Consider the following 25,462-nt stretch of genomic DNA (forward strand, 5'->3'; position numbering starts at 1 on the left):
CGAGTGCACTCTAAGTCAAGCACGCGATGCTGTCATTTGTCTGCGGTGTTTTCACGGTGCCTGTCTTTAATGGCGCGCGACAAGCGGCGAATAAACCCGTTCGTAGCGGATATGCCCGATCGCGCGGCAAAAGTTTTAAATATTGTCCACACTGATTTACTTGTCACAAATCGATCGGTATAAATCGTCCGCGTTCGCAAAATGGGGCGCGCGATTTGTTCTATGCTTAAGCGCAACGCCCAATGCCAGCCCAATGCCAGCGCCAGGCCGCGCGGGCGTTTCGGGGTTGCCTCATGGTTGCTACGCAGTCTCGTTTCATCGACTCGCTTCGCTGTCTCATTTCGGCTAACTTTTTTTGCCACCCAGGGAGTGCTTGCCATGCTGAAGAAGCTGTTAATGCTTTGCGTTGCGCTGGCTTTGTCGTTGTCCGCCGGATTCGCGGCGGCGGTCGAAGTGAATTCCGCCGATCAGGCCGCGCTCCAATCGGTCAAGGGTATCGGCCCGGTGCATGCGAAAGCGATCATCGACGAACGCACGAAAAATGGTCCGTTCAAGGATGCCGACGATCTCGCCTCGCGCGTCAAGGGTCTGGGCACGAAGTCGGTAACGAATCTCGAAACGGCCGGTTTGACGATCAACGGCTCGTCCACGCCGCCGACGGGCGCGAAGGCATCGACGAAGCCGGGCAGCACCGCGAGTACGAAGGCAGCGCCGGCGGCAACGCCAGCGGCAACCACCGCGGCAACCACCGCGGCGAGCGCACCCGCCGGCGCATCCGGCGGCGCATCCGGCGGCAAGGCTTCGAAGAAGAAGGCAAAGAAGAGCAAGGCAGCATCGGCCGCGGCCGCATCCGGCGGTGCATGACCGGGGGAACAGCCGCAGGCGGCAAGGGGCAACGAGGTCCGTGTAGTTCGAGCGGTTCGGCCATCCAGCGACATACCGGCGAGGTGAATTTCTCCGGCATGCGCCAGGTCCAAACGTCTCGCCTCGTCTTCTTGCCGTCCTGCTTAACATGGCGCCGCGCAACCGCGCGGCGTTTTTACCCGCCGACACGTCGACCGCGCGTCGGCATTCAAGAGAGACCGTCATGAGCCTACTCGACACACTCGGTTCCCTGGTTGGCAAGTCGCCTGAAGGCGGCGGCCAGCAAGCGCTGGTTGCAGCCGCACTCGAATTCGTCAACAACCAGCCCGGCGGCCTGAACGGCCTGATCGACCGCTTCAAGGAAAAGGGCCTCGGCGACGTCGTGTCGTCGTGGGTCAGCAACGGCGACAACCAGCCGATTTCCGCCGACGCGCTGCACGGCGTGCTCGGTTCGGACACGGTCACGAATCTGGCCGCGAAAGCCGGCGTGCAACCCGACCAGGTCACCGGTCTGCTGTCGCAGATCCTGCCGCACGTCGTCAATGCGGCAACGCCGGAAGGCGAAGTGCCAGCCGAGGGCAAGCTGAACGCCACGACCGTGCTCGGCGCGCTTGGCGGTTTGTCGGCATTGTTCGGCAAGGGCAACGCGTAAGTCGGCCGCGCAGCGAGCGACGCCCGTGACGCGGGCGCGAAGCTGAATGCGACCAGCCCGTTGCCCGCGCAACGGACGACAACGCCGGGCAAAAAACCGGGCGAAAAAAATGCGGTAACGAAGGCGACTTCGTTGCCGCATTTCCGTTTCTGGTCCGGCGCTGGAGCGGCACGCTCGCCGCCGCCCTCGACGCCCGCCAGGATGCCTTAGTGCACGACGCGCTCGAACACCAGCTTGCCGTCGTCCACTTCGACCGGGATCACGTCCTTCGGGCCGAACTTGCCGGCCAGAATCAGCTTCGCGACCGGGTTCTCGATTTCCTGCTGGATCGCGCGCTTCAACGGCCGCGCGCCGAACAGCGGATCGTAGCCAACCTTGCCGACGTGCTCCAACGCCTCGTCCGACACCACCAGCTGCATGTCGAGCTTCGCCAGCCGCTCGTGCAGACGCTCCAGCTGGATCCGCGCGATCGATTGAATGTTCGAGCGGTCGAGCGCATGGAACACGACGACGTCGTCGATCCGGTTCAGAAACTCGGGCCGGAAGTGTAGCTTCACTTCTTCCCACACCGCGTCCTTCACCGCTTCCTGCGGCTCGCCGACCATCGCCTGGATCACCTGCGAACCGAGGTTCGAGGTCATCACGATCACCGTGTTCTTGAAGTCCACGGTGCGGCCCTGCCCGTCGGTCATGCGGCCGTCGTCGAGCACCTGCAGCAGCACGTTGAACACATCCGGATGCGCCTTCTCGATTTCGTCGAGCAGGATCACGCTGTACGGCTTGCGGCGCACGGCTTCCGTCAGATACCCGCCTTCCTCGTAACCGACGTAACCCGGCGGCGCGCCGATCAAACGCGCGACGCTATGCTTCTCCATGAACTCGCTCATGTCGATGCGGATCAGATGGTCTTCCGAATCGAACAGGAACGACGCCAGCGCCTTGCACAGCTCGGTCTTGCCCACGCCGGTCGGGCCGAGGAACAGGAACGAGCCGTACGGCCGGTTCGGGTCCGACAGACCCGCGCGCGAGCGGCGGATCGCGTCGGCGACCGCGCTGATCGCTTCGTCCTGCCCGACCACGCGCTGGTGCAGCTTCTCTTCGATCTGCAACAGCTTCTCGCGCTCGCCCTGCATCATGCGCGACACCGGAATGCCGGTGGAACGCGACACGACTTCCGCGATTTCCTCGGCGCCGACCTGGGTGCGCAGCAGGCGCGGACGCGTCGGATTGTTCTGCTCGTTCGCTTCGGCCTGGGTCACTTCCTTCAACTGCGCCTCGAGCCCCGGCAGCTTGCCGTACTGCAACTCGGCGACCTTCTCCAGCTTGCCTTCACGCTGCAGACGGGTGATTTCCGCGCGGGTCTTCTCGATTTCTTCCTTCAACTGCGCGCTGCCCTGCACCGCGGCCTTTTCCGCCGTCCAGATTTCTTCGAGATCCGAATAGTCGCGATTCAGGCGCTCGATTTCTTCCTCGATCAGTTGCAGACGTTTCTGCGACGCTTCGTCTTTTTCCTTCTTGACGGCTTCGCGTTCGATCTTCAACTGGATCAGACGACGGTCGAGCCGATCCATTTCTTCCGGCTTCGAATCGATTTCCATCTTGATCTTGGACGCGGCTTCGTCGATCAGATCGATCGCCTTATCTGGCAGGAAACGATCCGTGATGTAGCGATGCGACAGTTCCGCCGCCGCGACGATGGCCGGGTCGGTGATGTCGACGCCATGATGCAGCTCGTACTTCTCCTGCAAGCCGCGCAGGATCGCGATGGTCGCTTCCACCGACGGCTCGTCGACCAGCACCTTCTGGAACCGCCGTTCGAGCGCGGCGTCTTTCTCGATGTACTTGCGGTATTCGTCGAGCGTGGTCGCGCCGACGCAATGCAGCTCGCCGCGCGAGAGCGCCGGCTTGAGCATGTTGCCCGCGTCCATCGCGCCCTCGGCCTTGCCCGCGCCGACCATGGTGTGAATTTCGTCGATGAAGACGATGGTCTGCCCTTCGTCTTTCGCGATGTCGTTCAGCACGGCCTTCAGCCGCTCCTCGAACTCGCCGCGATACTTCGCGCCGGCCAGCAGCGCCGCCATGTCGAGCGACAGCACGCGCTTGCCCTTGAGCGTTTCCGGCACCTCTCCGTTGACGATGCGCTGCGCGAGCCCTTCGACGATCGCGGTCTTGCCCACGCCCGGCTCGCCGATCAGCACCGGATTGTTCTTGGTGCGGCGTTGCAGGATCTGGATGGAACGGCGGATTTCGTCGTCGCGGCCGATCACCGGATCGAGCTTGCCGGCGCGGGCGCGCTCGGTCAGGTCGACGGTGTATTTCTTGAGCGCCTCGCGCTGGCTTTCGGCGTCCTGACTATGCACCTGCGAGCCGCCGCGCACCGCCGCGATCGCGCTTTCGAGCGACTTGCGCGACAGCCCGTGCTGACGCGCGAGACGGCCGGCTTCGCCTTTGTCGTCCGCCACCGCGAGCAGGAACATCTCGCTCGCGATGAAGGTGTCGTTGAGCTTCTGCGCTTCCTTGTCCGCCTGATTCAGCAGACCCGTGAGCTCGCGGCCGATCTGCACGTTGCCGTCGGTGCCCTGCACCTGCGGCAGGCGCGTCATGGCCTCGCCCAGCGCCGTTTGCAGCGCCTGCACATGCACGCCCGCACGCGACAGCAGCGAGCGCGCCGAACCGTCCTGCTGTGCGATCAGCGCGGACAGGACATGAACCGGTTCGATGTATTGATTGTCGTGGCCGACCGCGAGACTCTGCGCGTCGGCCAGTGCTTCCTGGAATTTAGTGGTGAGTTTGTCGATTCTCATCAAGAGACCTCCAATTTCGATTACCACCAAAATGAGGCGTTTCTTCCAGGTTTCAAGCGTTTTTTCGCACCCGGCGGCAACTATTTAACATTTGCCGCGAACGAACTGCCTGGCCGTCCTCAGGACACCGAAGCCGGCTTGCTGGCCGCCGCGACCGGCACGATCGGAATGTAGCTGCTCAAGCCGAGCAGCGCCGCGAGCGGCCCGTGCGGCTGCGAGACTTCACCGATGGTATGCCGGTCGAGTTCGGCAAGGAAGGCATTGCGCGCCGACTCGATCACGCCGCGCAGACCGCACTGCGCGGTGATCACGCAATTGCGCCGCTCGCCCTGCTGGTCGGGAAAGCAGCCGACCAGCGCGAAGTCGCTCTCGGTGGCGCGCACGATCTCGCCGATCGTCAACGCGCTGCTCCGGTCGGCAAGACGCAGACCGCCGTTGCGGCCGCGCACGGTCTCGACCCAGCCGAGTTCACCGAGTTGCTGAACCACCTTCATCAGATGGTTCTTGGAGATTCCGTAAGCGTCCGAAATGTCCTGGATCGTCGATAAGCCCTCGCCGCGCACGGCGAGATACAACAGAACGCGCAGCGAATAATCGGTGTAGTCGGTCAGTCTCATAAGTGCAGGTTCACGATGAGCGCAAGCCGCGATCCGGAAGCTAACCGCGTCGACGCAAGGGTTGCCGGGCACCGCCTGTTCCCCCTAAGATGCGGGCGCAACGCATATTTTATGGTTTTGCGTCGACAGGCGGACGAGTCTTTCGGCAGTAATGGTAACGTTTCCCGCGTCGTCCATTCATACGAATAGCACCGGTTTCGCCGCTTACTTCGGATTGTCTGGACTCCGTTCGAGGTCATTCCTGACGGTCTGTGGCGGTGTGTGGCAATTCGCGTCATCGGCTACTCGGTTTGCATGAACCTGCCCCATGCCTCCCGGCATCGCCGCTTTTTTCTGGATTCAGCATGAACCCGACTTTTCCCGCCGCGCCGGCCGTCGAGCGCGCCGCCGAACCCACCGAGGCGAATGTCCGTGAACTGGTCTACGGCTTTTACGATCGTGTGCGCGCGGATGCACTGCTCGGCCCGGTTTTCGATGCGAGCCTCGCCGGCCGCTGGGACGAGCATCTACCCAAAATGTGTCAGTTCTGGGGCTCGCTCGTGCTCGGCGCAAAGCAATACCGCGGCAATGTGCAGCAGGCTCACCAGCCGCTCGAGGGCATCGAGCCGCAGCACTTCAGCCGCTGGCTCTATCTGTTTCTGGATACGGTGGAATCGCGCTATCAGCCGGCGGCGGCGATCCGCTTCATGGAGCCGGCGCTGCGCATCGCGCAGAGCTTGCAGTTGAGCCGTTTCGGGTGGGATTACAAGATTCCGGCGGAACAGCAGGCGCTGCTCGACCGGGTGACGCCGCGGCGCGCGCGCGACGAAGGCGAGGACACGGCGCATCGCGCCGTGCGCCGTTCGGGCGAACCGTTTCCCGCGAAGATCATCGGGCGCACTCAGGGCGAGTGAGGTTGTGCTGATTCCCAGCCGGGTTGAGCCTCGTCCAGCGGCTCTCCCTCCACTACTCGCTCGATCCGAACTAGCTTCCGGCCCGATTGCCCGATTCGATGCCCCAGCGCGCGAGCGCCGCGTCGTCGGTCACGCGGGCGTCGACCCAGCGCTCGCCGGCCTCGGTCTTTTCCTTTTTCCAGAACGGCGCTTCGCTCTTCAGATAATCCATCACGAATTCGCACGACGCGAACGCCTCCCCGCGATGCGCGGCCGTCGTCGCCACCAGCACGATCTGGTCGAGCGGATACAGCTTGCCGACCCGATGCACGATCAGCACCTCGATGCCCGGCCAGCGCTCGCGCGCGCTGACGATGATCGCCTCCAGCGACTTCTCGGTCATGCCGGGGTAATGCTCGAGTTCCATCGTCTCGACCGCGCTGCCTTCGTTCAGATCGCGCACGGTGCCGACGAAGCACGCCACCGCGCCGATCTTCGGGTTGCGCGCGCGTAACGCGGCTACCTCGGCGGTAAGGTCGAAGTCTTCAGTCTGGACGCGAACGGGCATGGGCAACACTCCTGCAGGATCAGCCGCCCGTCACGGGCGGAAAGAATGCGACTTCGCAGCCTTCGGTGACGCGGGTGCCGGCGTCGGTCATCACGTGATTGCAGGCCATGCGCAACGCGCGGCCCTCGGCCAGCGTGTCGGCCCAGACGCCGCCGCGCACGCGCAGCCAGCCGCGCACGTCGCCGACCGTGGCGATGCCGTCCGGCAGATCGACCGTTTCGTCGGCCAGGTCGAGCGCTTCGCGTACGCTCGCGAAATATCGCAGTTGAATCTTCATCGGATGCCGCCGGCTTACGCCAGCCTCAATTCAGCAAGTCGGAAAAGGGAATGAAGCGCACGGTTTCGCCAGCGCTGATCGCGTGATTCGGCGGATTGTCGATCAGGCCGTCGCCCCACACCGTCGAGGTCAACACCGCCGAACTCTGGTTCGGGAACAGATCGAGACCGCCGGTTGCGTTGACGCGGGCGCGCAGGAACTCGTTGCGGCGATCGGCCTTGCCTTGCGTGAAGTCGGCGCGCAACGACAGGACGCGCGGCGCGACCGTCTGCGCGCCGGCCAGGCGCAGGATGAACGGCCGCACGAACAGCACGAAGGTGGCGAAGCTGGAGACGGGATTCCCCGGTAGGCCGATGAAGAAGGTTTCCGGCGCGGCGGTGGCGTTGATGGCGGTGTTGGTGGCGGCGTTCGCCGCCGCGGAACCCGCTGCGCCAGCGGGCGACGTGGAGCCCGTCGCTGGCGAATCGACCACCGGCTCGGAATCCGCGCCCCGAGCCGAGTCCGCACCCGCACCCGCACCCACACCCGCTGCCGCGCGCCGCACCGCGCCGAACGCCAGCGGCTTGCCCGGCTTCATCGCGATCTGCCACATCGACAGACGCCCTTCCGCTTCGACCGCCGGCTTCACGTGATCTTCCTCGCCGACCGACACGCCGCCGCACGTCAGGATCAGATCGTGCGCGACGGCGGCTTCGCGCAAGGTCGCGCGCGTCGCGTCGAGCTTATCGGCGACGTTGCCAAAATCGGTGACGTCGCAGCCGAGCTTGTCGAGCAGACCGCGCAGCGTGAAACGGTTCGAGTTGTAGATCGCGCCGGGCTTGAGCGGCTCGCCAGGCATCGTGAGCTCGTCGCCGGTGAAAAACACCGCGACCTTCACGCGCCGCCGCACCTGAAGCTCGGCGCAGCCCACCGACGCCGCCAGCCCCAACGCCTGCGGCGTGAGCCGCGTGCCGGCCGGCAGGATCACCGAACCCTGTTTGATATCCGCGCCCTGCGCGGTGATCCACTCGCCTGCCTGCGGGCGGTGGAGGATCGTGACTTCGTCGCCCGTGGCTTCGGTCTGCTCCTGCATCACGATGGCGTCCGCGCCCGGCGGCACCGTCGCGCCCGTGAAGATCCGCGCCGCCGTGCCCGGCTTCAGCGGTTCGGGCGCGTGGCCGGCGGGAATGCGCTGCGATACCGGCAGGCGCCGTTTGGGGGCGTCTGCGTCACTGTCTGCGTCTGCGTCTGTGCCCGTGCCGGCGAGGTCGGCCGTGCGGACCGCATAGCCGTCCATCGCGCTGGTGTGCATCGGCGGGACGTCGAGCGGTGACACGACGTCGGCTGCGAGCACCCGGTTAAGCGCATCCAGCGTGGAAATCGTTTCGGTGCCGGCGACCGGCGCGGCGGCGCCGAGCAGGGTCGCGAGAGCGTCGGCGGTGGCGAGCATCGGCGCGCGGGGCGTGGGAGTGGACATCTCTGGTTTCGAAGCCGCGGATTAAAGGAATATTGTAGCGGCCGACGCCGGCGCCATGGGGCGGCGGGCGTTATGGGGGGATTTAGGTGTTTTGCGGCGGTGTTTTGCGGCGGTGTTTCGTGGCCGTGTTTCGTGGCAATGCTTCATACCGACGGCAGCAGCAGCGGCTTCACCCGCCACCGCTGCCCGGAACAACCACGCCGGAAACGTGAGCCGCCGGCCCACGCCCCAGCCGCCAGCGCCAGATCAGGCGCCGGTATTCGCAACGATAAAGTCCTTCACCCGCTGCGCATCCGCCGGCAGCACCTCGAAGCGCTGCGGCAGCGATTCCAGCCCGGAAAACGCGGCCGGCCGCTCCGGTTCGCGCAGCAACGCCTCGCGAATCGTCTCGCCGAACTTGATCGGCTGCGCGGTTTCCAGAACGATCATCGGAATGCCCGGCTGCAGATGTTCGCGCGCGACCTTCAGACCGTCCGCCGTATGCGTGTCGATCATCGTGTCGTAGCGTTCGAACACATCGCGGATCGTGTCCAGGCGGCTGTCGTGGCTGCTGCGGCCCGACACGAATCCGAACTCCTTCACGCGCGCGAAATCGCCGCTCGCCGCGAGGTCGAAACCGCCCTTCTCCTCGACGTCGCGGAACAGTTGCAGCACGCGCGCCGGATCGCGGCCGAGCAGATCGAACACGAAACGCTCGAAGTTCGACGCCTTCGAAATATCCATGCTCGGGCTGCTGGTGTGATACGTCTCGGCCGCCTTGCGCACGCGGTAGATACCGGTACGGAAGAACTCGTCGAGCACGTCGTTTTCGTTGGTGGCGACCACCAGTTTCTCGATCGGCAGCCCCATCATGCGCGCGATGTGACCCGCGCACACGTTGCCGAAATTGCCCGACGGCACCGTGAACGACACCCGTTCGTCGTTCGACTTCGTCGCGGCGAAGTAGCCCTTGAAGTAGTACACGACCTGCGCGACCACGCGCGCCCAGTTGATCGAATTGACCGTGCCGATCTTGTAGCGCGCCTTGAACGCGTGATCGTTCGAGACTGCCTTGACGATGTCCTGCGCGTCGTCGAACACGCCTTCCACCGCGATGTTGAAGATGTTCGGGTCCTGCAGGCTGTACATCTGCGCGGTCTGGAACGCGCTCATCTTTTTGTGCGGCGACAGCATGAACACGCTGATGCCCTGCTTGCCGCGCATCGCGTATTCGGCGGCGCTGCCGGTATCGCCCGAGGTCGCGCCGAGAATGTTCAGCGTCTGGCCGTGTTTGGCGAGCGCGTACTCGAACAGGTTGCCGATCAACTGCATCGCCATGTCCTTGAACGCGAGCGTCGGACCGTTCGACAGTTCGAGCAGCGCGAGCGGTGCGCCGTTCTCGACGCCGAGCGTCTTCAGCGGCGTGATCTGCGCGGCGCTTTCGTCGTCGCGCACGTTGCAGTAGGTGGCGGCCGTGTAGGTCTTGCGGGTCAGCGCGCGCAGGTCGTCGGCGGGAATGTCGTCGCAGAATTTCGAGAGGATCTCGAACGCGAGGTCGGCGTACGGCAGCGCGCGCCAGCGCGTCAGTTCGTCGGCGGTGACGCGCGGATAGGCCGCCGGCAGGTACAGCCCGCCGTCTTTCGCGAGACCGCCAAGCAGGATGTCGGAGAAGGTATGGCGCTCGCCGGCACCGGCGCCGCGCGTGGAAAGATAGTTCATAGTTCGGCCTAGTTCAGCGCTTCCATGCGCAGCTTCGTGACTTGCGAGACGACGGTCTGCAGCGCTTCGATCTCCTCGATCGCCGCGTTCACCTGCTTTTCGACCGTCTCGTGGGTGATCAGGATGATGTCGGTCTCGCCCTTGCCGTTCGCGTCGACCTGCTCGGATTCCTTCTGCAGCAGCGCGTCGATCGAGATGCCGGTGTTCGCCAGGATGCGCGTGATGTCGGCCAGCACGCCGGTCACGTCGGCCACTCGCAGACGCAGGTAGTAGCCGCTCGTCACTTCCTCGATCGGCAGGATCGGGGTGCTCGACAGGCGGTCCGGCTGGAACGCCAGATGCGGCACGCGATGCTCCGGGTCCGCCGTATGCAGGCGCGTGACGTCGACCAGGTCCGCCACCACCGCCGACGCCGTCGGCTCCGCGCCCGCGCCCTTGCCGTAGTACAGCGTGGTGCCGACCGCGTCGCCGTGCACGACGACCGCGTTCATCGCGCCCTCGACGTTCGCCAGCAGACGCTTCTCCGGGATCAGCGTCGGATGCACGCGCAACTCGATGCCCTTCTCCGAGCGCCGCGCGATACCGAGCAGCTTGATCCGGTAGCCGAGTTCCTCGGCGTACTTGATGTCGATCGCCGCGAGCTTGCTGATGCCTTCCACGTACGCACGGTCGAACTGCACCGGCACGCCGAACGCGATCGCGCTCATGATGGTCGCCTTGTGCGCGGCGTCCACGCCTTCGATGTCGAAGGTCGGATCGGCTTCGGCATAACCCAGTTCCTGCGCGGCCTTCAGCGCGGTCGCGAAGTCGAGCCCGCGGTCGCGCATTTCCGAAAGAATGTAGTTCGTGGTGCCGTTGATGATGCCCGCGATGTACTGGATGCGATTGGCCGTCAGCCCTTCGCGCAGCGCCTTGATGATCGGAATGCCGCCCGCCACCGCCGCCTCGAACGACACCATCACGCCGTTGGCGCGCGCCGCCTCGAAGATCTCCGTGCCGTGCACGGCGAGCAGCGCCTTGTTGGCGGTGACCACGTGCTTGCGGTTCCTGATCGCGCGCAGCACCAGATCGCGCGCCACGCCCGTGCCGCCGATCATTTCCGCGACGATGTCGATGGACGGATCGTCGACCACCGCGTTGAAGTCATCGGTGAGCGCGACCGTGCCGGCTTCGCTGCCGAGCGCCGCTGTCGCTTTCGCGGGATTGCGCACGGCAATGCGCGCGATCTCGATGCCGCGGCCCGCGCGGCGTTTGATTTCTTCCTGATTGCGGCGCAGTACCGTGAAGGTGCCGCTGCCTACCGTGCCGAAGCCCAGCAGTCCAACTTTGATCGGTTCCATGCAGCGTGTGTTGTCGAGTAGAGGTTGAAAAAGAAACGGGGGTCGGCGCGCCGCGCCCTGCGCGACATTGTGCGCTAGGCTGTGTGACGCTTGCGGTAACCGTCGAGAAAGCGGGCGATCCGGTTGATCGAATCCGCGAGATCGTCCACGTTCGGCAGGAACACCACGCGGAAGTGATCCGGCGTTTTCCAGTTGAAGCCGGAGCCCTGCACGAGCAGCACGCGCTCTTCGAGCAGCAGATCGAGGATGAACTGCTGGTCGTTCTGGATCGGATAGATCTTCGGGTCGAGCCGCGGAAACATGTACAGCGCCGCTTCGGGCTTCACGCAGCTCACGCCGGGAATCGCCGTCAGCATGTCGTACGCGAGTTCGCGCTGCTTGTGGAGGCGCCCGCTCGGCACGATCAGGTCGTTGATGCTCTGGTAGCCGCCGAGCGCGGTCTGGATCGCATACTGGCCCGGCACGTTCGGGCACAGCCGCATGGAGGCCAGAATCCCCAGCCCCTCGAAGTAATCTTTCGCGTGACGGCGGTTCTCGCCGACGCTCAGGCCGGAGATGAACATCCAGCCGGCGCGGTAGCCGCACGAGCGGTAGCTCTTCGACAGACTGTTGAAGGTGACCGTCAGCACGTCTTGCGAGAGCGCCGCCATCGACGTGTGCTGCTTGCCGTCGTAGACGATCTTGTCGTACACCTCGTCGGCGAAGATCACGAGCCCGTGCTGGCGGGCGATCTCGATCAGGCCGAGCAGCAGTTCGTCCGAATACAGCGCGCCGGTCGGGTTGTTCGGGTTGATCACGACGAGCGCGCGCGTGTTCGGGGTGATTTTCGCGCGGATGTCGTCGAGATCGGGCATCCAGCGGTTCGATTCGTCGCAGATGTAGTGCACCGGCGTGCCGCCCGACAGGCTCACGCCGGCAGTCCACAGCGGGTAGTCGGGCGCGGGCAGCAGCACTTCGTCGCCGTCGTTCAGCAGGCCCTGGAGCGCCATCACGATCAGCTCGGACGCGCCGTTGCCGATGTAGATGTCGTCCAGTTCGACGCCGTGCACGCCCTTTTGCTGCGTGTAATGCATGATCGCCTTGCGCGCGGCGAACACGCCCTTCGAGTCGGAATAGCCTGACGAGCCCGGCAGGTTGCGGATCATGTCCTGAATGATCTCGTCCGGCGCGTCGAAGCCGAACGGCGCGAGATTGCCGATGTTCAGCTTGATGATCCGGTGACCTTCCTCTTCGAGCCGCTTCGCATGTTCGAGGACGGGCCCGCGAATGTCGTAGCAGACATTCAGCAACTTGTTGGATTTAAGTATCGGTTTCACAGCGGGCACGAGATCCTGGTTGATGGCTTGGGCGAAACGGTACCGGCTTCATAAAGCCGGGCGGGTTCGCCGATACGGAGAATACGGTCGCGGCGCAGGCGGCGGATGATCACACGCCGTCGTTCGCCGGACAAAAGCGGCAAAGGGCCGAGTATAAGCAAGCAGTCACAAGCCGGTCGATAAACCGCCGGACGGCGCACGAAAGCGGCAAAACCAGGGCAGGTAGCCGGTGGGCCACGCCCCGCGTCGTCAACGCGGCTCGTGGCGGCGGATCAGCGAGGGGCGCCGCAGCAAGGCGGCTAAAAAGTTATAATTTAGCGGATTTTGGCCGACTTCCGCAATGCACCAACCGCAAGCGCAAGCCTTTTCGGCCTTTTTTGTTCTTTCGGTCCTGCCGGTTCGCCGGGCGATTTCGCGCACTATCCCGCACGCGCCGCGGCCACCTCATCCAGCTTCAGGCCGTGCCTTCCAGCCCCGCCGGGCAGGGTTGCCGGCCTTGGGCAACATGCAGGACGTCTCACGACGACTTCGGAAAACGAATTTGAAATTACATCAGGATTCCAGCGGCGCCTTGAACACCGTCACCGGTTACGGCGCCGACTACGTCGAAATCAATCTGGTGCGCCACGCGGGCAGCCTGCTGGTGCTGCCTGACGCGCCGGTCATTCCCTGGCCCGTCTCGTCCTTCGACCAGCTGAGCGCCGAGCATTTCGCGATGCTGGTGGACGCCGCGCCCGAAGTGGTGGTGTTCGGCAGCGGCGAACGGCTGCGTTTCCCGCATCCGCGCCTGACCGCCGCGCTGACGGCCAAGCGTATCGGCGTCGAAACCATGGACTTCAAGGCCGCCTGCCGTACCTACAACATTCTGATGGCCGAGGGCCGCAAGGTCGCGGCCGCGCTGCTGATCGAAGCGTAACGGGGCCGACTCACGCGGCGCGCATCGGCACCGCGTGTGGCTGGGCGATAGGCGCGCAGGGCGGCCTCGGGCTGGCAGTGCGAAGGCGTTTCGCCAAGGCTTCGCGAAGATTCAGCGCCTGCCGCCGGGCCGGTCCATCCAACCTCGCCCACCCTGGCCGCGTCGCGGCCGATAACGTACACTGCGCGCCATCGAAACGGGCGCCGTTTCCACACAACCCCGCCGCGCCGCAGCCGCGCGGCGTCGCCAAACAGGTCAAGACACCCATGAACGATACGCCGTCGAGGCTACCGCTCAACCGCACCACGATCCTGCTGCTCGTGCTGGCCCTCGCCGTGATCTGGTTCGTGCCGCTCGGCTGGCGCCACCTGCTGCCGAGCGACGAAGGCCGCTACGCCGAAATGGCGCGTGAAATGTTCGTCACCGGCGACTGGATCACGCCGCGCTACAACGGCTACAAGTATTTCGAGAAGCCGCCGCTGCAAACCTGGGCGAACGCATTGACGTTCGCGTGGTTCGGCATCGGCGAATGGCAGGCGCGTCTGTACACGGCGCTGACGGGCTTCGCCGGGGTGCTGCTGGTCGGCTTCACCGGCGCGCGCGTGTTCAACGCGGCGACCGGCGTGTTCGCCGCGATCGTGCTGGCCACGTCGCCGTACTGGAACCTGATGGGCCACTTCAACACGCTCGACATGGGCCTGTCGTTCTGGATGGAGTTGACGCTGTGCGCGCTGCTGCTCGCGCAGCGCCCCAACCTGCCGGCCTCGTCGGTGCGCGCGTGGATGTGGGTGTGCTGGGGTTCGATGGCGCTCGCGGTGCTGTCCAAGGGCCTCGTCGGCGTGATCCTGCCGGGCGCCGTGCTGGTGCTCTACACGCTGATCGCGCGCGACTGGGCGCTGTGGAAGCGCCTGCATCTGATCGGCGGCCTGATCCTGTTCTTCGTGATCGTCACGCCGTGGTTCGTGCTGGTGCAGCAACGCAACCCCGAATTCCTGAACTTTTTCTTCATCGTCCAGCAGTTCAAGCGCTATCTGACGCCCGAGCAGAACCGGCCCGGCCCGTTCTATTACTTCGTGCCGGTGCTGCTGGTGGGTTTCCTGCCGTGGCTCTCGGTCTGCGTGCAAAGCCTGCGCCACGCGCTGCGCCTGCCGCGCCAGCCGAACGGCTTCGCGCCGGTCACGCTGATGCTGGTCTGGACCGGCTTCATCTTCCTGTTCTTCAGCGCGTCGCACTCGAAGCTGCTGTCGTACACGCTGCCGATCGCCCCGTCGATCGCGCTCGTGATCGGCATGTACCTGCCGCTCGTCACGCGCGACCAGTTGCGCCGTCATCTGGCCGGTTACGCGCTGTTTCTCGTGGTGGCCGCGTTCGCCGCGCTGTTCATGACGCGCTTCGGCAGCGCGCGCAACCCGGCCGAGCTGTATGCGCAATACCGCACGTGGGTGCTGGCGGCGCTCGGCGTCGCGTTCGTGCTGACGCTCGCCGCGCTGTGGCTGAACCGCCGCAGCCGGAGCGGCAGCCTCGGCGCGGTCGCGACCTTCGGCGCGGCGTGGCTGCTGCTCGGCACGATCGCCGGCACCGGCCACGAGGTGTTCGGCCGGCTGAGCTCCGGCGCGCCGCTCGCGCCCGCCATCAAGGCGGAGCTGGCGAAACTGCCGCCGGATACGCCGTTCTACTCGGTCGGCGTGCTCGACCATACGCTGCCGTTCTACGTCGACCATACGATGATCATGGTCGAGCATGCGGACGAGCTGGCCTTCGGCGTGTCCGTCGAGCCGCAGAAGTGGCTGCCGAGCGTCGACGCCTGGGTGCAGCGCTGGAAGTCCGACCGCTATGCGCTCGCGCTGATCCCGCCGTCGACCTACGACCAGTTGCTGAAAACCGGTCTGCCGATGCAGGTGGTCGCCCGCGACCCGCGCCGCGTGATCGTCATGAAGCCGCTGACCGCGCCGGCCCAACCGCAACAATGACCCTCTCTCAGGACCTGTCCGTTCGATGAACCCGATTTCCCTCTTCTGTATCCTCGCGGGCGTGACGTTGAACGCCTGCGCGCAGTTGCTGCTCAAAGCCGGAACGAATGCCGTTGGACACTTCGAATTCACCCGTGCGAACATCCTGCCCATCGGTTTCCGGATCGCGACGCAGCCGCCGATCATCGCCGGGCTGGCCTGCTATGTGATCAGCCTGGTCGTGTGGATCATCGGGCTGTCGCGGGTGGATGTGTCGATCGCCTATCCGATGCTGTCGCTCGGCTACGTCGTCAATGCGTTCGCGGCGTGGTATCTGTTCGGCGAAGTGCTGTCGGTGCAGAAGCTGATCGGCATCGGCGTGATCTTGATCGGCGTGCTGATCCTCGCGCGCAGCTAGGTTCTGGCGCCCGGCAGCCGTGCTGCCGGGCCCGGTTTATTACCGTTTATTGCGCGCGCCGCGAGAGCGATTCAGCGCGGCTCAGCACGGCTTAAGCTGCGGCGCGTATGCTGTGCGGTTGCGCCCTTTTTTGCAGTGGCCTTGGGTTTGTGCATACTTTGTGGTTTACTGCGCGCCCTTCGGCTCACCGCCTTTTCAATCGAGCAAAAGCATTCATGACTCAGCCAACAGTGCCGTTCTTGCCGTTCGTCAAACCCGAGATCGATGAAGAAACGATCCAGGGCGTCGCCGACGTGCTGCGCTCCGGGTGGATCACCACCGGCCCGCAAAACCAGAAGTTCGAGGCGGCGCTCTCCGGGTTCTGCGGCGGCCGCCCGGTGCGCACGTTCAACTCCGGCACGGCGACGCTCGAGATCGGCTTGCGCATCGCCGGTGTCGGCGCGGGCGACGAGGTGATCACGACACCCGCGTCGTGGGTCTCGACCAGCAACGTGATCTACGAAGTCGGCGCGACGCCGGTGTTCGCCGACATCGATCCGGTCACCCGCAACATCGACCTCGATCTGCTCGAAAAAGCGATCACGCCGCGTACCAAGGCGCTGATTCCGGTCTACCTGTCCGGCCTGCCCGTCGACATGGACCGTCTGTACGCGATCGCCCGCGCCCACAAGCTGCGCGTGATCGAGGACGCCGCCCAGGCGTTCGGCTCGACGTGGAACGGCGAGCGCATCGGCAAGCTGGGCGACATCGTGTCGTTCAGCTTCCACGCGAACAAGAATCTGACGTCGATCGAAGGCGGCGCGCTGGTGCTCAACAACGAGGAAGAAGCGGTCCTCGCGCAGAAATACCGCCTGCAAGGCATCACCCGCACCGGCTTCGACGGCATGGACTGCGACCTGCTGGGCGGCAAGTACAACCTGACCGACGTCGCGGCGCGCGTCGGCCTCGGCCAGCTGGCGCACATCGAGCGTTTCACCGCGCAGCGCCGCCAACTGGCACGCGCCTACTTCGACGGCTTCGCGCGCGGCGCCGCGCGCGAGCTGGGTTTGGGCCTGCCGCTTGCGGACTTCGAGAACAGCAACTGGCACATGTATCTGGTCACGCTGCCGCTCGAACGCCTGTCGATCGACCGCGCGACCTTCATGGGCGAACTGAAGGAGCGCGGCATCGGCTCGGGTGTGCACTATCCGGCGATCCATCTGTTTTCGCTGTACAAGGCGCGCGGTTTCCGGGAAGGCATGTTCCCGCACGCCGAGCGCTACGGCGCGAGCACCGTCACGCTGCCGCTCTTCACGCAGATGAACGAAGGCGACGTGGCGCGGGTCTGCCGCGCGGTCAATGAAATTTGCGAACAATACGGAAAATAAGCGGAAATGATTTATTCGGAACATCGCGCTGTCGCACCGGAAGTATCGATCATCATCCCGGTGTACAACGAGGAAGCCGGGCTGGCCGCGCTGTTCGCGCGCCTGTATCCGGCGCTCGACGCGCTCGGCACCGGTTATGAAGTGATCTTCATCAACGACGGCAGCCGCGACAAATCCGCCGCGCTGCTCGCCGAGCAGTTCCGCGCGCGGCCCGACACGACCCGCGTGATCCTGCTGAACGGCAACTACGGCCAGCATATGGCGATCCTCGCGGGCTTCGAGCAATCGCGCGGCGAGATCGTCATCACGCTCGACGCCGACCTGCAGAATCCGCCGGAAGAAATCGGCAAGCTGGTCGCGAAGATGCGCGAAGGCTACGACTACGTCGGCACGATCCGCCTGCAACGCCAGGACAGCCTGTTCCGGCGCAAGGCGTCGCGCGCGATGAACCGTCTGCGCGAGCGCATCACCCGCATCAAGATGACCGACCAGGGCTGCATGCTGCGCGCGTACAGCCGGCACATCATCGACACCATCAACCGGTGCGGCGAAATCAACACGTTCATTCCGGCGCTCGCGTACACGTTCGCGCAGAACCCGGTCGAAATCGAAGTCGCGCACGAGGAGCGTTTCGCCGGCGAATCGAAGTACTCGCTGTATTCGCTGATCCGTCTGAACTTCGACCTCGTCACCGGCTTCTCGGTGGTGCCGCTGCAGTGGCTGTCGTTCATCGGCGTGATCCTGTCGCTCGGCTCCGCGGCGCTGTTCGTGCTGCTGCTGATTCGCCGCTTCATCATCGGCGCGGAAGTGCAAGGCGTGTTCACGCTGTTCGCCGTGATCTTCTTCCTGCTCGGCGTGATCATCTTCGCGCTCGGGCTGCTCGGCGAGTACATCGGCCGGATCTATCAGCAGGTGCGCGCACGGCCGCGCTATCTGGTGCAGACCATCCTCGAACAGCGCGACGGCGCCGCCGTGAGCGAAGCGCCGCGTCAGGCGGTCGTGCAGGCGGTGCAGGCCGCGCCGCTGGTCGATCAGGGGCCGACGCCATGAAGCCGCGCGCCGTCGTATTCGCGTATCACAACGTCGGCGTGCGCTGCCTGCAGGTGCTGCTCGCGCGCGGCGTCGAGGTGGCGCTGGTCGTCACGCACGAAGACAATCCGAGCGAGAACATCTGGTTCGGCAGCGTCGCCTCGGTCGCGGCCGAGCACGGCATTCCGGTGGTCACGCCGGCCGATCCGAAGAGCGCCGAACTACGCGCCGCCGTGAGCGCCGCACGGCCCGACTTCATCTTCTCGTTCTACTACCGCCACATGCTGCCGGTCGACCTGCTGGCGCTCGCCGCGCGGGGCGCGTACAACATGCACGGCTCGCTGCTGCCGAAGTACCGCGGCCGGGTGCCCACCAACTGGGCGGTCATCCACGGCGAAACCGAAACCGGCGCGACGCTGCACGAAATGGCCGCCAGGCCCGACGCGGGCGCGATCATCGCGCAGACGCCGGTGCCGATCCTGCCCGACGACACCGCCGCACAGGTATTCGACAAGGTCACGGTCGCCGCCGAGCAGACGCTGTGGCGCGTATTGCCGGCCCTGCTGGCGGGCGAGGCGCCGCATCTGCCGAACGACCTCGCGCACGGCAGCTATTACGGTGGCCGCAAACCGGAAGACGGGCGCATCGACTGGACGCAACCCGCGCAGCAGGTTTACAACCTGATCCGCGCGGTTGCGCCGCCCTATCCCGGCGCCTTCACCGATCTCGACGGACGCCGTTTCATCGTCGCGCGCGCGCGTCTGGCCGCGCCTGGCGCGCTCCGCTCGGATTTGCCCCCGGGCCTGCACGTAAGCGATAATGGCGTTTTCGCGATTTGCGGCGACGGTCGCGCGATCACCATCCACGAATTGCGGCACCAGCACGACGGCAGCGAGACTGCCATCGCCCCGGCCGAATTCGCCCAGCTCATCCAAACTTCCCGTCATCAATGAAAAAAGTCCTGATTCTGGGTGTGAACGGCTTCATCGGCCATCACCTGTCCAAACGCATTCTCGAAACGACCGACTGGGAAGTCTTCGGGATGGACATGCAGACCGAACGTCTGGGCGACCTCGTCAATCACGAGCGGATGCACTTCTTCGAAGGCGACATCACGATCAACAAGGAGTGGGTCGAATATCACATCAAGAAGTGCGATGTGATCCTCCCGCTGGTCGCGATCGCCACGCCCGCCACGTACGTGAAGCAGCCGCTGCGCGTGTTCGAACTCGACTTCGAGGCGAACCTGCCGATCGTCCGCTCGGCCGTCAAGTACGGCAAGCATCTGGTGTTTCCGTCGACCTCCGAGGTCTACGGCATGTGCACCGACGAGCAGTTCGATCCGGAAGAATCGCAACTGTCGTACGGCCCGATCAACAAGCCGCGCTGGATCTACGCGTGCTCGAAGCAGTTGATGGACCGCGTGATCTGGGGTTACGGCATGGAAGGCCTGAACTTCACGCTGTTCCGTCCGTTCAACTGGATCGGCCCGGGCCTCGATTCGATCTACACGCCGAAGGAAGGCAGCTCGCGCGTGGTCACGCAGTTCCTCGGCCACATCGTGCGCGGCGAGAACATCAGCCTCGTGGACGGCGGCGCGCAGAAGCGCGCGTTCACCGACATCGACGACGGCATCGGCGCGCTGATGAAGATCATCGAGAACAAGGACGGCGTCGCCACCGGCAAGATCTACAACATCGGCAACCCGACCAACAACTTCTCGGTGCGCGAGCTCGCGCACAAGATGCTGGCGCTGGCCGCCGAATTCCCGGAATACGCGGAAACGGCCAAGCAGGTGCAACTGGTCGAAACCTCGTCGGGCGCTTACTACGGCAACGGCTACCAGGACGTGCAGAACCGCGTGCCGAAGATCGACAACACGATGCAGGAACTCGGCTGGGCACCGAAGTCGACGTTCGACGAAGCCCTGCGCAAGATTTTCGAAGCGTATCGCGGCCATGTCGGCGAAGCGCGCGCGCTGGTCGAACAGCAATAAGGGCGGATCTTGGCCCGTATCGTCCTGAAGATCGATGTCGACACGCTGCGCGGTACCCGCGAAGGCGTGCCGAACCTCGCGCGTATCTTCGACCGCTTCAAGGCGCGCGCCACCTTCCTGTTCAGCCTCGGTCCCGACCACACCGGTTGGGCGATGCGCCGCGTGTTGCGGCCGGGGTTTTTGCAGAAGGTGTCGCGCACGTCGGTGGTCGAGCACTACGGCGTCAAGCAGTTGATGTACGGCGTGCTGCTGCCCGGCCCGGACATCGGCGCGAAGGCCGCGGCGGAAATGCGCGCGATCCACGAAGCCGGTTTCGAGTGCGGTATCCATACGTGGGACCACGTGTACTGGCAGGACAACGTGCGCACGAAAGACCGCGCCTGGACCGCCGCGCAGATGGGTCGTAGTCACGCCCGTTTCGTCGAGATCTTCGGCGCGCCGCCGGTCACGCACGGCGCGGCCGGCTGGCAGATGAACGGGCATGCGTTCGAGCAGATCGACGCTTGGGGCATGCACTACGCGTCCGACGGACGGGGGCATTCGCCGTATCTGCCGGTGGTCGACGGCAAGACCCTGGCGCACGTGCAGATGCCCACCACGCTGCCCACGCTCGACGAAGTGCTCGGCGTGGACGGCGTCGATCTGCACAACGTCGCCGCGTGGATGCTCAAGCGCACCGAAAACAATCCGCACGACCAGGTCTTCACGCTGCACGCGGAACTCGAAGGGCAAAAGCTCGCGCCGATCTTCGAACAACTGCTGGACGGCTGGCGCGCGCAGGGGCACAGCTTCGCGACCATGGGCGATTACTACGCCACGCTGGACCGCGACACGCTGCCATCGTACCCTGTTACGTGGGGCGAAATTTCTGGCCGCTCCGGCGAGTTGATCGTCCAGCCCTGAGCTGGGCCGCGAGCCGCGGCGGCCAGCGGCCGGTAATCGACGGCCGGCGGCAAGCCGAACCGTCTCGCCCTTCCGGCCGTCAGCGCGAGAACCCGCCGCGCCGGCCTCCTCCCCACGCATCGATGCCAGGCCGCGCCGCGACAGCCACGCGAGCGCGGCCATAACAACCGGAGAACCTCGTGCCCATCGCAGTCGATCAACCCATCCCCGACTTCACCGCCTCCGCTACCGGCGGCGAGATCACGCTCTCCAAGCTGCGGGGCAAGAAGGTGGTGGTGTATTTCTATCCGAAGGACAACACGCCCGGCTGCACGACCGAAGGTCTGCAGTTCCGCGACCTGTATCCGAAGTTCAAAAAGGCCGGCGCGGAGATCGTCGGCGTGTCGCGCGACAGCCTGCGTTCGCATGACAATTTCAAGGCCAAACTCGAATTGCCGTTCCCGCTGATCTCCGATCCGGAGGAAACGCTGTGCGCGCTGTTCGGTGTCATGAAATTGAAGAAAATGTATGGCAAGGAAGTACGTGGAATCGAACGCTCCACGTTCCTCATCGACGCCGAAGGTGTGCTTCGCCAGGAGTGGCGCGGCGTGAAAGTACCGGGTCACGTCGACGACATTCTGGAGGCTGTACAAGCGCTTTGAGGCGCGCTATATTGGGCCGCAATGAGTGCCTGTCCACCCCAAATTTTTCGCCGCTGCGCCAGACTTGACGGCCGTCTACCGGTATCGGTACCCACCGGTTTGACCGGTGCCGTCGGAGTCGCGAGGTGCAACGCGAGCGCTGAAAGCGAGCCGCTTGCCCCGTACGCCGGGGCGGCGGCTTTTTTAATTGCGCGCGGCCGTCCGTTCACCCGGCCGGGCGCTTCCGTTAAGGAGCCGATCGAAGACAAGGCGAAACGGCATCTCTAGACCGAATGCGCGCCTCCGGGCGCAAACTGCGTGCGCACTCACTGGCACCGGCAGAATGCGACAGGCGGCGCACGAAATGCGACCCGAATAATTCGAGGGAAACCATGCCTTTGCCTACCCCCCCCAGCAAGCTCGGCAATCTCCTGCCGCCTGACGAATACAAGGCCAAAGCCGCTACGCCGGCGCGCTCCGCCTCGAAGAAACAGGCCGCCGAAGGAGAGTCCGCCGAGTCGGCCGACTACGGCCGCGCGAATGTCGCCACGCCGATGGCGCATGCCGCCAACGCCGCGACCACGCTGCGCCCGGTGCCGGCTTCGGCCGCGCCCGCGGCCAACGCGACAAACGCAACGCACGCCGCCGGACAACCCGCGCCGGCGCGCGCACGTAAAACGAAGCAAACCGCTGCACTGCTGCAGCCGGTTCCCACTGCCCGTCCGGCTGCCGAACCCGCTGCGCCGGCAACGCACACGCAACCCACGGCGCAACCCGTGGTTGCCCGCGCGCCGAGCGCGAAACAGGCCGATGCCGGCAAGGCCGCGGCCGTCGCGCCCGCCACGCGCGGCGCCGGCAAGAAACGCGGCGCGAGCGTCGACTCCGCCGAAACGCAGAAGCTCTTCGTGCTCGACACGAACGTGCTGATGCACGATCCGAGCTGCCTGTTCCGTTTCGAGGAACACGACGTCTATCTGCCGATGATGACGTTGGAAGAACTCGACAATCACAAGAAGGGCATGTCGGAAGTCGCGCGTAACGCCCGCCAGGTGAGCCGCACGCTCGACGCGCTGGTGGCCAACGCCGGCAATATGTCGGACGGCATCTCGCTGGCCCGCCTCGGTAGCCGCGAGGCGTCCGGACGCCTGTTCTTCCAGACCAAGCTGACCGCCATCGAGCCGGTGGAAGGTCTGCCGGAAGGCAAGGCGGACAACCAGATTCTCGGCGTCGTGCGCGCGCTGCAACGCGACCGCACGGACCGCCAGGTCGTGCTGGTGTCGAAAGACATCAATATGCGCATCAAGGCGCATGCGCTCGGTCTGCCCGCCGAAGACTACTTCAACGACCAGGTGCTCGAAGACAGCGATCTGCTGTACTCGGGCATCCGCGCGCTGCCGCAGGATTTCTGGACGAAGCACGCGAAGGGCATGGAGAGCTGGCAGGACACCAAAACCGGCACCACGTATTACCGGGTGACGGGTCCGCTGTGCGCATCGATGCTGGTCAACGAGTTCGTCTATCTGGAGCCGCAGAACGGCGAGCCGGCGTTTCACGCGCTGGTGCGCGAGCTGAACGGCAAGACGGCGCTGCTGCAAACCTTGCGCGACTACGGTCATCACAAGAACAACGTGTGGGGCATCACCGCGCGCAATCGCGAGCAGAACTTCGCGCTGAACCTGCTGATGAATCCGGAGATCGACTTCGTCACCCTGCTCGGCCAGGCCGGCACCGGCAAGACGCTGGTCGCGCTCGCCGCCGGCCTCGCGCAGGTGCTCGACGACAAGCGCTACAACGAGATCATCGTGACGCGCGCGACGGTGCCGGTCGGCGAGGACATCGGTTTCCTGCCGGGTACGGAAGAGGAAAAGATGCAGCCGTGGATGGGCGCATTCGACGACAACCTCGAAGTCCTGCAGAAGACCGACGACGCAGCCGGCGAATGGGGCCGCGCCGCGACGCAGGAACTGATCCGTTCGCGTCTGAAGGTCAAGAGCATGAACTTCATGCGCGGCCGCACGTTCGTGGACAAGTATCTGATCATCGACGAGGCGCAGAACCTGACGCCAAAGCAGATGAAGACGCTGGTCACGCGCGCCGGTCCGGGCACGAAGATCATCTGCCTGGGCAACATCGCGCAGATCGATACGCCGTATCTGACGGAAGGCAGCTCGGGGTTGACGTACGTGGTCGATCGCTTCAAGGGCTGGGCGCACAGCGGGCACGTGACGCTGGCGCGCGGCGAACGTTCGCGACTCGCTGACTACGCGTCGGAAATTCTTTAATTTTCAAACGGTTAGCATTTGATCGAAGCCGCCTGCGGGATGTCCCGCAGGCGGCTTTTTCATGGGCGTCGCATACGTTGATTGCCACACTTAGCGCACGAACTTCAAGTAATTTGTCAAGAATTCTTGCCGGAGCGCGGTTTCACCAGCTACCATCCCGAAATCATCCGCCGTTAAATGGGCGTTTACCGCCCTTGTCGTCATGCGCCGACTCGCCCTATCCCTGTTGACCGTCCTGCTGCTCGCCGCCTGTGCCGGCGCGCAGCAAAAGACGTCGTCGCGTGGCGTGCCGGGGAGTTCGGTGGTCGTCGCGAACGGCGCCTATCGGCCGCCGCCGCCGGGATTCCCGAATTTCGTCGATCACAGCGTCGGTCGCGAGGAGATTTCCATTCAGGCGATGAGTCTGGTCGGGATTCCATACAAATGGGGCGGCAATACGCCAGATAGCGGCTTCGATTGCAGCGGTCTGGTTCGTTATGTGGTGGCGCGTGCGGCATCGGTGAACCTGCCCCGCACCACCGCCGATATGAGCGGGCGCGGCGAGTCGATCGAGCCGGACGAGATCGCGCCTGGCGATCTGATTTTCTTCAACACCACTGGCCGGCCGCATTCGCACGTCGGCATTTATGTCGGCAAGCTGCGTTTCGTCAATGCGCCATCGACGGGCGGGACGGTGCGGCTCGACTATTTGACCAATTCGTACTGGGCCAAGCGCTTCGACGGGATCCGGCGTGTTGCCGCGCCGGCCGCGACGCCGGTGCCGACTCCTTTCGATACGCCGAGCTATCAGGCGGCGGCGCCTCAGCAGACTGAGCGTGGGGCGGCGGTGTCGCAGCCGGCGGCGTATGCGGGTGGCGCGGGTCAGGGACAGGCAGCGGCATCGGCGCCGGTATCGACAGCGCAGTGGGAAGGCCAAACTCCGGCGCGTGTCGCCGTTGCGCCTCGTGCGCCTTTGACTATCGAAGCGCAACCGGTGACAGCCACCGCTTCAGCCGCCCCCGCACAGGCCGATCCGTTCGAACCGCCGCCGCCGGGCCTGAGCGCGGCGCAGATGCAGGCTCGGGCGGCCGGCGCGGTTTCGCCGGCAGCGGTTCCGGCGGCTGCACAGGCTAGCGCTTATAACGCGCCATCCTCCTCATTCTCCTCATCCGCTCAAACGATCCCGACCAGTCGCATGACGCCGCAGACCGCGGCCAGCAACGCCCCCGATCCGATCGATGCCGCCGCCGATGCGTTCGAGCCGCCGCCACCCGCCGCGGTCGCGGCACGCCAGGCACAGCAGGCGCAGCAGATTCAGCGCGCGGATAACAACGTCAACGCCAACGTCAATGCCAACGCCAATGCCAATGCCGACGGCGGCGTGCGGATCATGCGGGCATCGACGGCATCACGCGGGATCCCGGCGCCCACGCAAACCAACGACGACCCGATCGCCCGCTTCGCCAACGGGAATTTCTGACGCATCGCGGGTCGGCCGGGCGCGCCGCGCAACATGCGCTTCGCCGGCCGGCTCAACCC

At 65.0% G+C, this 25,462-nt stretch carries 23 protein-coding genes; 14 read left to right on the forward strand and 9 right to left on the reverse strand.

All coding sequences use genetic code 11. The features are described from left to right. Window positions 1-32 precede the first annotated feature (32 nt). The gene (locus LFL96_RS10710; RefSeq protein ID WP_280995228.1) at window positions 33-380 is read right to left on the reverse strand and encodes a hypothetical protein; all 348 of its coding nucleotides are present in this window, start codon (window positions 378-380) and stop codon (window positions 33-35) included. Here LFL96_RS10710 and LFL96_RS10715 point away from each other — a divergent pair. Beyond that, a complete protein-coding gene (locus LFL96_RS10715) occupies window positions 379-864 on the forward strand; it encodes a helix-hairpin-helix domain-containing protein (RefSeq protein ID WP_280995229.1) in 486 nt (161 codons plus the stop codon). The genes LFL96_RS10710 and LFL96_RS10715 overlap by 2 nt on opposite strands. A 223-nt stretch (window positions 865-1,087) precedes the next feature. Then, a complete protein-coding gene (locus tag LFL96_RS10720) occupies window positions 1,088-1,516 on the forward strand; it encodes a YidB family protein (RefSeq protein WP_280995230.1) in 429 nt (142 codons plus the stop codon). A 206-nt stretch (window positions 1,517-1,722) separates the two neighbouring features. Here the strand turns inward: LFL96_RS10720 and clpB are convergent, their stop codons facing one another. Together clpB and LFL96_RS10730 are read right to left on the reverse strand one after the other, a co-directional pair. Beyond that, a complete protein-coding gene (clpB, locus tag LFL96_RS10725; RefSeq protein ID WP_280995231.1) occupies window positions 1,723-4,320 on the reverse strand; it encodes an ATP-dependent chaperone ClpB in 2,598 nt (865 codons plus the stop codon). Window positions 4,321-4,439: 119 nt separating this feature from the next. Beyond that, complete coding sequence (locus tag LFL96_RS10730; protein WP_280995232.1) at window positions 4,440-4,937, reverse strand: Rrf2 family transcriptional regulator; 498 nt, start codon at window positions 4,935-4,937, stop codon at window positions 4,440-4,442. A gap of 344 nt (window positions 4,938-5,281) precedes the next feature. Here LFL96_RS10730 and LFL96_RS10735 point away from each other — a divergent pair, with 344 nt between their 5' ends. Further along, entirely contained in the window at window positions 5,282-5,830 is a 549-nt protein-coding gene (locus tag LFL96_RS10735; protein WP_280995233.1) for a group III truncated hemoglobin, read from the forward strand. A 70-nt stretch (window positions 5,831-5,900) separates the two neighbouring features. Here the strand turns inward: LFL96_RS10735 and LFL96_RS10740 are convergent, their stop codons facing one another. The 6 genes from LFL96_RS10740 to LFL96_RS10765 all read right to left on the reverse strand — a co-directional run bounded on the left by LFL96_RS10740 (window position 5,901) and on the right by LFL96_RS10765 (window position 12,473). After that, a complete protein-coding gene (locus LFL96_RS10740; RefSeq protein WP_280995234.1) occupies window positions 5,901-6,377 on the reverse strand; it encodes a molybdenum cofactor biosynthesis protein MoaE in 477 nt (158 codons plus the stop codon). A 19-nt stretch (window positions 6,378-6,396) separates the two neighbouring features. Beyond that, window positions 6,397-6,654: a molybdopterin converting factor subunit 1 gene (gene moaD, locus LFL96_RS10745; RefSeq protein ID WP_280995235.1), complete on the reverse strand. Its 258-nt coding sequence runs from the start codon at window positions 6,652-6,654 to the stop codon at window positions 6,397-6,399. Between the two features lie 25 nt (window positions 6,655-6,679). Beyond that, window positions 6,680-8,110 (reverse strand): molybdopterin molybdotransferase MoeA, encoded by a 1,431-nt coding sequence (locus LFL96_RS10750; RefSeq protein ID WP_280995236.1) that lies wholly within the window; start codon window positions 8,108-8,110, stop codon window positions 6,680-6,682. A 246-nt stretch (window positions 8,111-8,356) separates the two neighbouring features. Further along, window positions 8,357-9,808, reverse strand: a complete 1,452-nt coding sequence (gene thrC / locus LFL96_RS10755) for a threonine synthase (protein WP_280995237.1) — start codon at window positions 9,806-9,808, stop codon at window positions 8,357-8,359. A gap of 8 nt (window positions 9,809-9,816) precedes the next feature. Then, a complete protein-coding gene (locus LFL96_RS10760; protein WP_280995238.1) occupies window positions 9,817-11,148 on the reverse strand; it encodes a homoserine dehydrogenase in 1,332 nt (443 codons plus the stop codon). Window positions 11,149-11,222: 74 nt separating this feature from the next. Continuing rightward, entirely contained in the window at window positions 11,223-12,473 is a 1,251-nt protein-coding gene (locus LFL96_RS10765; RefSeq protein ID WP_280995239.1) for a pyridoxal phosphate-dependent aminotransferase, read from the reverse strand. Between the two features lie 532 nt (window positions 12,474-13,005). Between LFL96_RS10765 and LFL96_RS10770 the strand changes: the two genes are divergently transcribed. The 11 genes from LFL96_RS10770 to LFL96_RS10820 all read left to right on the forward strand — a co-directional run bounded on the left by LFL96_RS10770 (window position 13,006) and on the right by LFL96_RS10820 (window position 25,403). Then, window positions 13,006-13,380: an Mth938-like domain-containing protein gene (locus tag LFL96_RS10770; RefSeq protein WP_281000686.1), complete on the forward strand. Its 375-nt coding sequence runs from the start codon at window positions 13,006-13,008 to the stop codon at window positions 13,378-13,380. Window positions 13,381-13,646: 266 nt separating this feature from the next. Then, window positions 13,647-15,350 (forward strand): glycosyltransferase family 39 protein, encoded by a 1,704-nt coding sequence (locus LFL96_RS10775; RefSeq protein ID WP_280995240.1) that lies wholly within the window; start codon window positions 13,647-13,649, stop codon window positions 15,348-15,350. A 25-nt stretch (window positions 15,351-15,375) separates the two neighbouring features. Further along, entirely contained in the window at window positions 15,376-15,747 is a 372-nt protein-coding gene (locus LFL96_RS10780; protein WP_280995241.1) for an SMR family transporter, read from the forward strand. A 215-nt stretch (window positions 15,748-15,962) separates the two neighbouring features. Beyond that, window positions 15,963-17,114: a DegT/DnrJ/EryC1/StrS aminotransferase family protein gene (locus tag LFL96_RS10785; protein WP_280995242.1), complete on the forward strand. Its 1,152-nt coding sequence runs from the start codon at window positions 15,963-15,965 to the stop codon at window positions 17,112-17,114. A gap of 6 nt (window positions 17,115-17,120) precedes the next feature. Beyond that, window positions 17,121-18,164: a glycosyltransferase gene (locus LFL96_RS10790; protein WP_280995243.1), complete on the forward strand. Its 1,044-nt coding sequence runs from the start codon at window positions 17,121-17,123 to the stop codon at window positions 18,162-18,164. Continuing rightward, entirely contained in the window at window positions 18,161-19,096 is a 936-nt protein-coding gene (locus tag LFL96_RS10795) for a formyltransferase (protein WP_280995244.1), read from the forward strand. The genes LFL96_RS10790 and LFL96_RS10795 overlap by 4 nt, the downstream gene beginning before the upstream one ends. Continuing rightward, window positions 19,093-20,139, forward strand: a complete 1,047-nt coding sequence (locus tag LFL96_RS10800; protein WP_280995245.1) for a bifunctional UDP-4-keto-pentose/UDP-xylose synthase — start codon at window positions 19,093-19,095, stop codon at window positions 20,137-20,139. Before LFL96_RS10795 ends, LFL96_RS10800 begins: the two co-directional genes overlap by 4 nt. A gap of 9 nt (window positions 20,140-20,148) precedes the next feature. Next, window positions 20,149-21,042 carry a polysaccharide deacetylase family protein gene (locus tag LFL96_RS10805; RefSeq protein WP_280995246.1) on the forward strand — a complete coding sequence of 298 codons (894 nt, stop codon included), beginning with the start codon at window positions 20,149-20,151 and terminating at the stop codon, window positions 21,040-21,042. 179 nt (window positions 21,043-21,221) lie between these two features. Continuing rightward, window positions 21,222-21,683 (forward strand): peroxiredoxin, encoded by a 462-nt coding sequence (locus LFL96_RS10810; RefSeq protein ID WP_280995247.1) that lies wholly within the window; start codon window positions 21,222-21,224, stop codon window positions 21,681-21,683. A 371-nt stretch (window positions 21,684-22,054) separates the two neighbouring features. Further along, complete coding sequence (locus tag LFL96_RS10815; protein ID WP_280995248.1) at window positions 22,055-23,944, forward strand: PhoH family protein; 1,890 nt, start codon at window positions 22,055-22,057, stop codon at window positions 23,942-23,944. 202 nt (window positions 23,945-24,146) lie between these two features. Next, on the forward strand, window positions 24,147-25,403 hold the full coding sequence (locus LFL96_RS10820; RefSeq protein ID WP_280995249.1) for a C40 family peptidase: 1,257 nt from the start codon (window positions 24,147-24,149) through the stop codon (window positions 25,401-25,403). The last annotated feature ends 59 nt before the right edge of the window (window positions 25,404-25,462 follow it).

Source organism: Paraburkholderia sp. D15, assembly GCF_029910215.1.
GTDB lineage: Bacteria > Pseudomonadota > Gammaproteobacteria > Burkholderiales > Burkholderiaceae > Paraburkholderia.

Bases quoted from the DNA above. Each gene is read 5' to 3' on its own strand.
- LFL96_RS10715 (WP_280995229.1), top strand. From the start codon at position 379: ATGCTGAAGAAGCTGTTAATGCTTTGCGTTGCGCTGGCTTTGTCGTTG.
- LFL96_RS10710 (WP_280995228.1), bottom strand. From the start codon at position 380: ATGGCAAGCACTCCCTGGGTGGCAAAAAAAGTTAGCCGAAATGAGACA.
- LFL96_RS10720 (WP_280995230.1), top strand. From the start codon at position 1,088: ATGAGCCTACTCGACACACTCGGTTCCCTGGTTGGCAAGTCGCCTGAA.
- clpB (WP_280995231.1), bottom strand. From the start codon at position 4,320: ATGAGAATCGACAAACTCACCACTAAATTCCAGGAAGCACTGGCCGAC.
- LFL96_RS10730 (WP_280995232.1), bottom strand. From the start codon at position 4,937: ATGAGACTGACCGACTACACCGATTATTCGCTGCGCGTTCTGTTGTAT.
- LFL96_RS10735 (WP_280995233.1), top strand. From the start codon at position 5,282: ATGAACCCGACTTTTCCCGCCGCGCCGGCCGTCGAGCGCGCCGCCGAA.
- LFL96_RS10740 (WP_280995234.1), bottom strand. From the start codon at position 6,377: ATGCCCGTTCGCGTCCAGACTGAAGACTTCGACCTTACCGCCGAGGTA.
- moaD (WP_280995235.1), bottom strand. From the start codon at position 6,654: ATGAAGATTCAACTGCGATATTTCGCGAGCGTACGCGAAGCGCTCGAC.
- LFL96_RS10750 (WP_280995236.1), bottom strand. From the start codon at position 8,110: ATGTCCACTCCCACGCCCCGCGCGCCGATGCTCGCCACCGCCGACGCT.
- thrC (WP_280995237.1), bottom strand. From the start codon at position 9,808: ATGAACTATCTTTCCACGCGCGGCGCCGGTGCCGGCGAGCGCCATACC.
- LFL96_RS10760 (WP_280995238.1), bottom strand. From the start codon at position 11,148: ATGGAACCGATCAAAGTTGGACTGCTGGGCTTCGGCACGGTAGGCAGC.
- LFL96_RS10775 (WP_280995240.1), top strand. From the start codon at position 13,647: ATGAACGATACGCCGTCGAGGCTACCGCTCAACCGCACCACGATCCTG.
- LFL96_RS10780 (WP_280995241.1), top strand. From the start codon at position 15,376: ATGAACCCGATTTCCCTCTTCTGTATCCTCGCGGGCGTGACGTTGAAC.
- LFL96_RS10785 (WP_280995242.1), top strand. From the start codon at position 15,963: ATGACTCAGCCAACAGTGCCGTTCTTGCCGTTCGTCAAACCCGAGATC.
- LFL96_RS10790 (WP_280995243.1), top strand. From the start codon at position 17,121: ATGATTTATTCGGAACATCGCGCTGTCGCACCGGAAGTATCGATCATC.
- LFL96_RS10795 (WP_280995244.1), top strand. From the start codon at position 18,161: ATGAAGCCGCGCGCCGTCGTATTCGCGTATCACAACGTCGGCGTGCGC.
- LFL96_RS10800 (WP_280995245.1), top strand. From the start codon at position 19,093: ATGAAAAAAGTCCTGATTCTGGGTGTGAACGGCTTCATCGGCCATCAC.
- LFL96_RS10815 (WP_280995248.1), top strand. From the start codon at position 22,055: ATGCCTTTGCCTACCCCCCCCAGCAAGCTCGGCAATCTCCTGCCGCCT.
- LFL96_RS10820 (WP_280995249.1), top strand. From the start codon at position 24,147: ATGCGCCGACTCGCCCTATCCCTGTTGACCGTCCTGCTGCTCGCCGCC.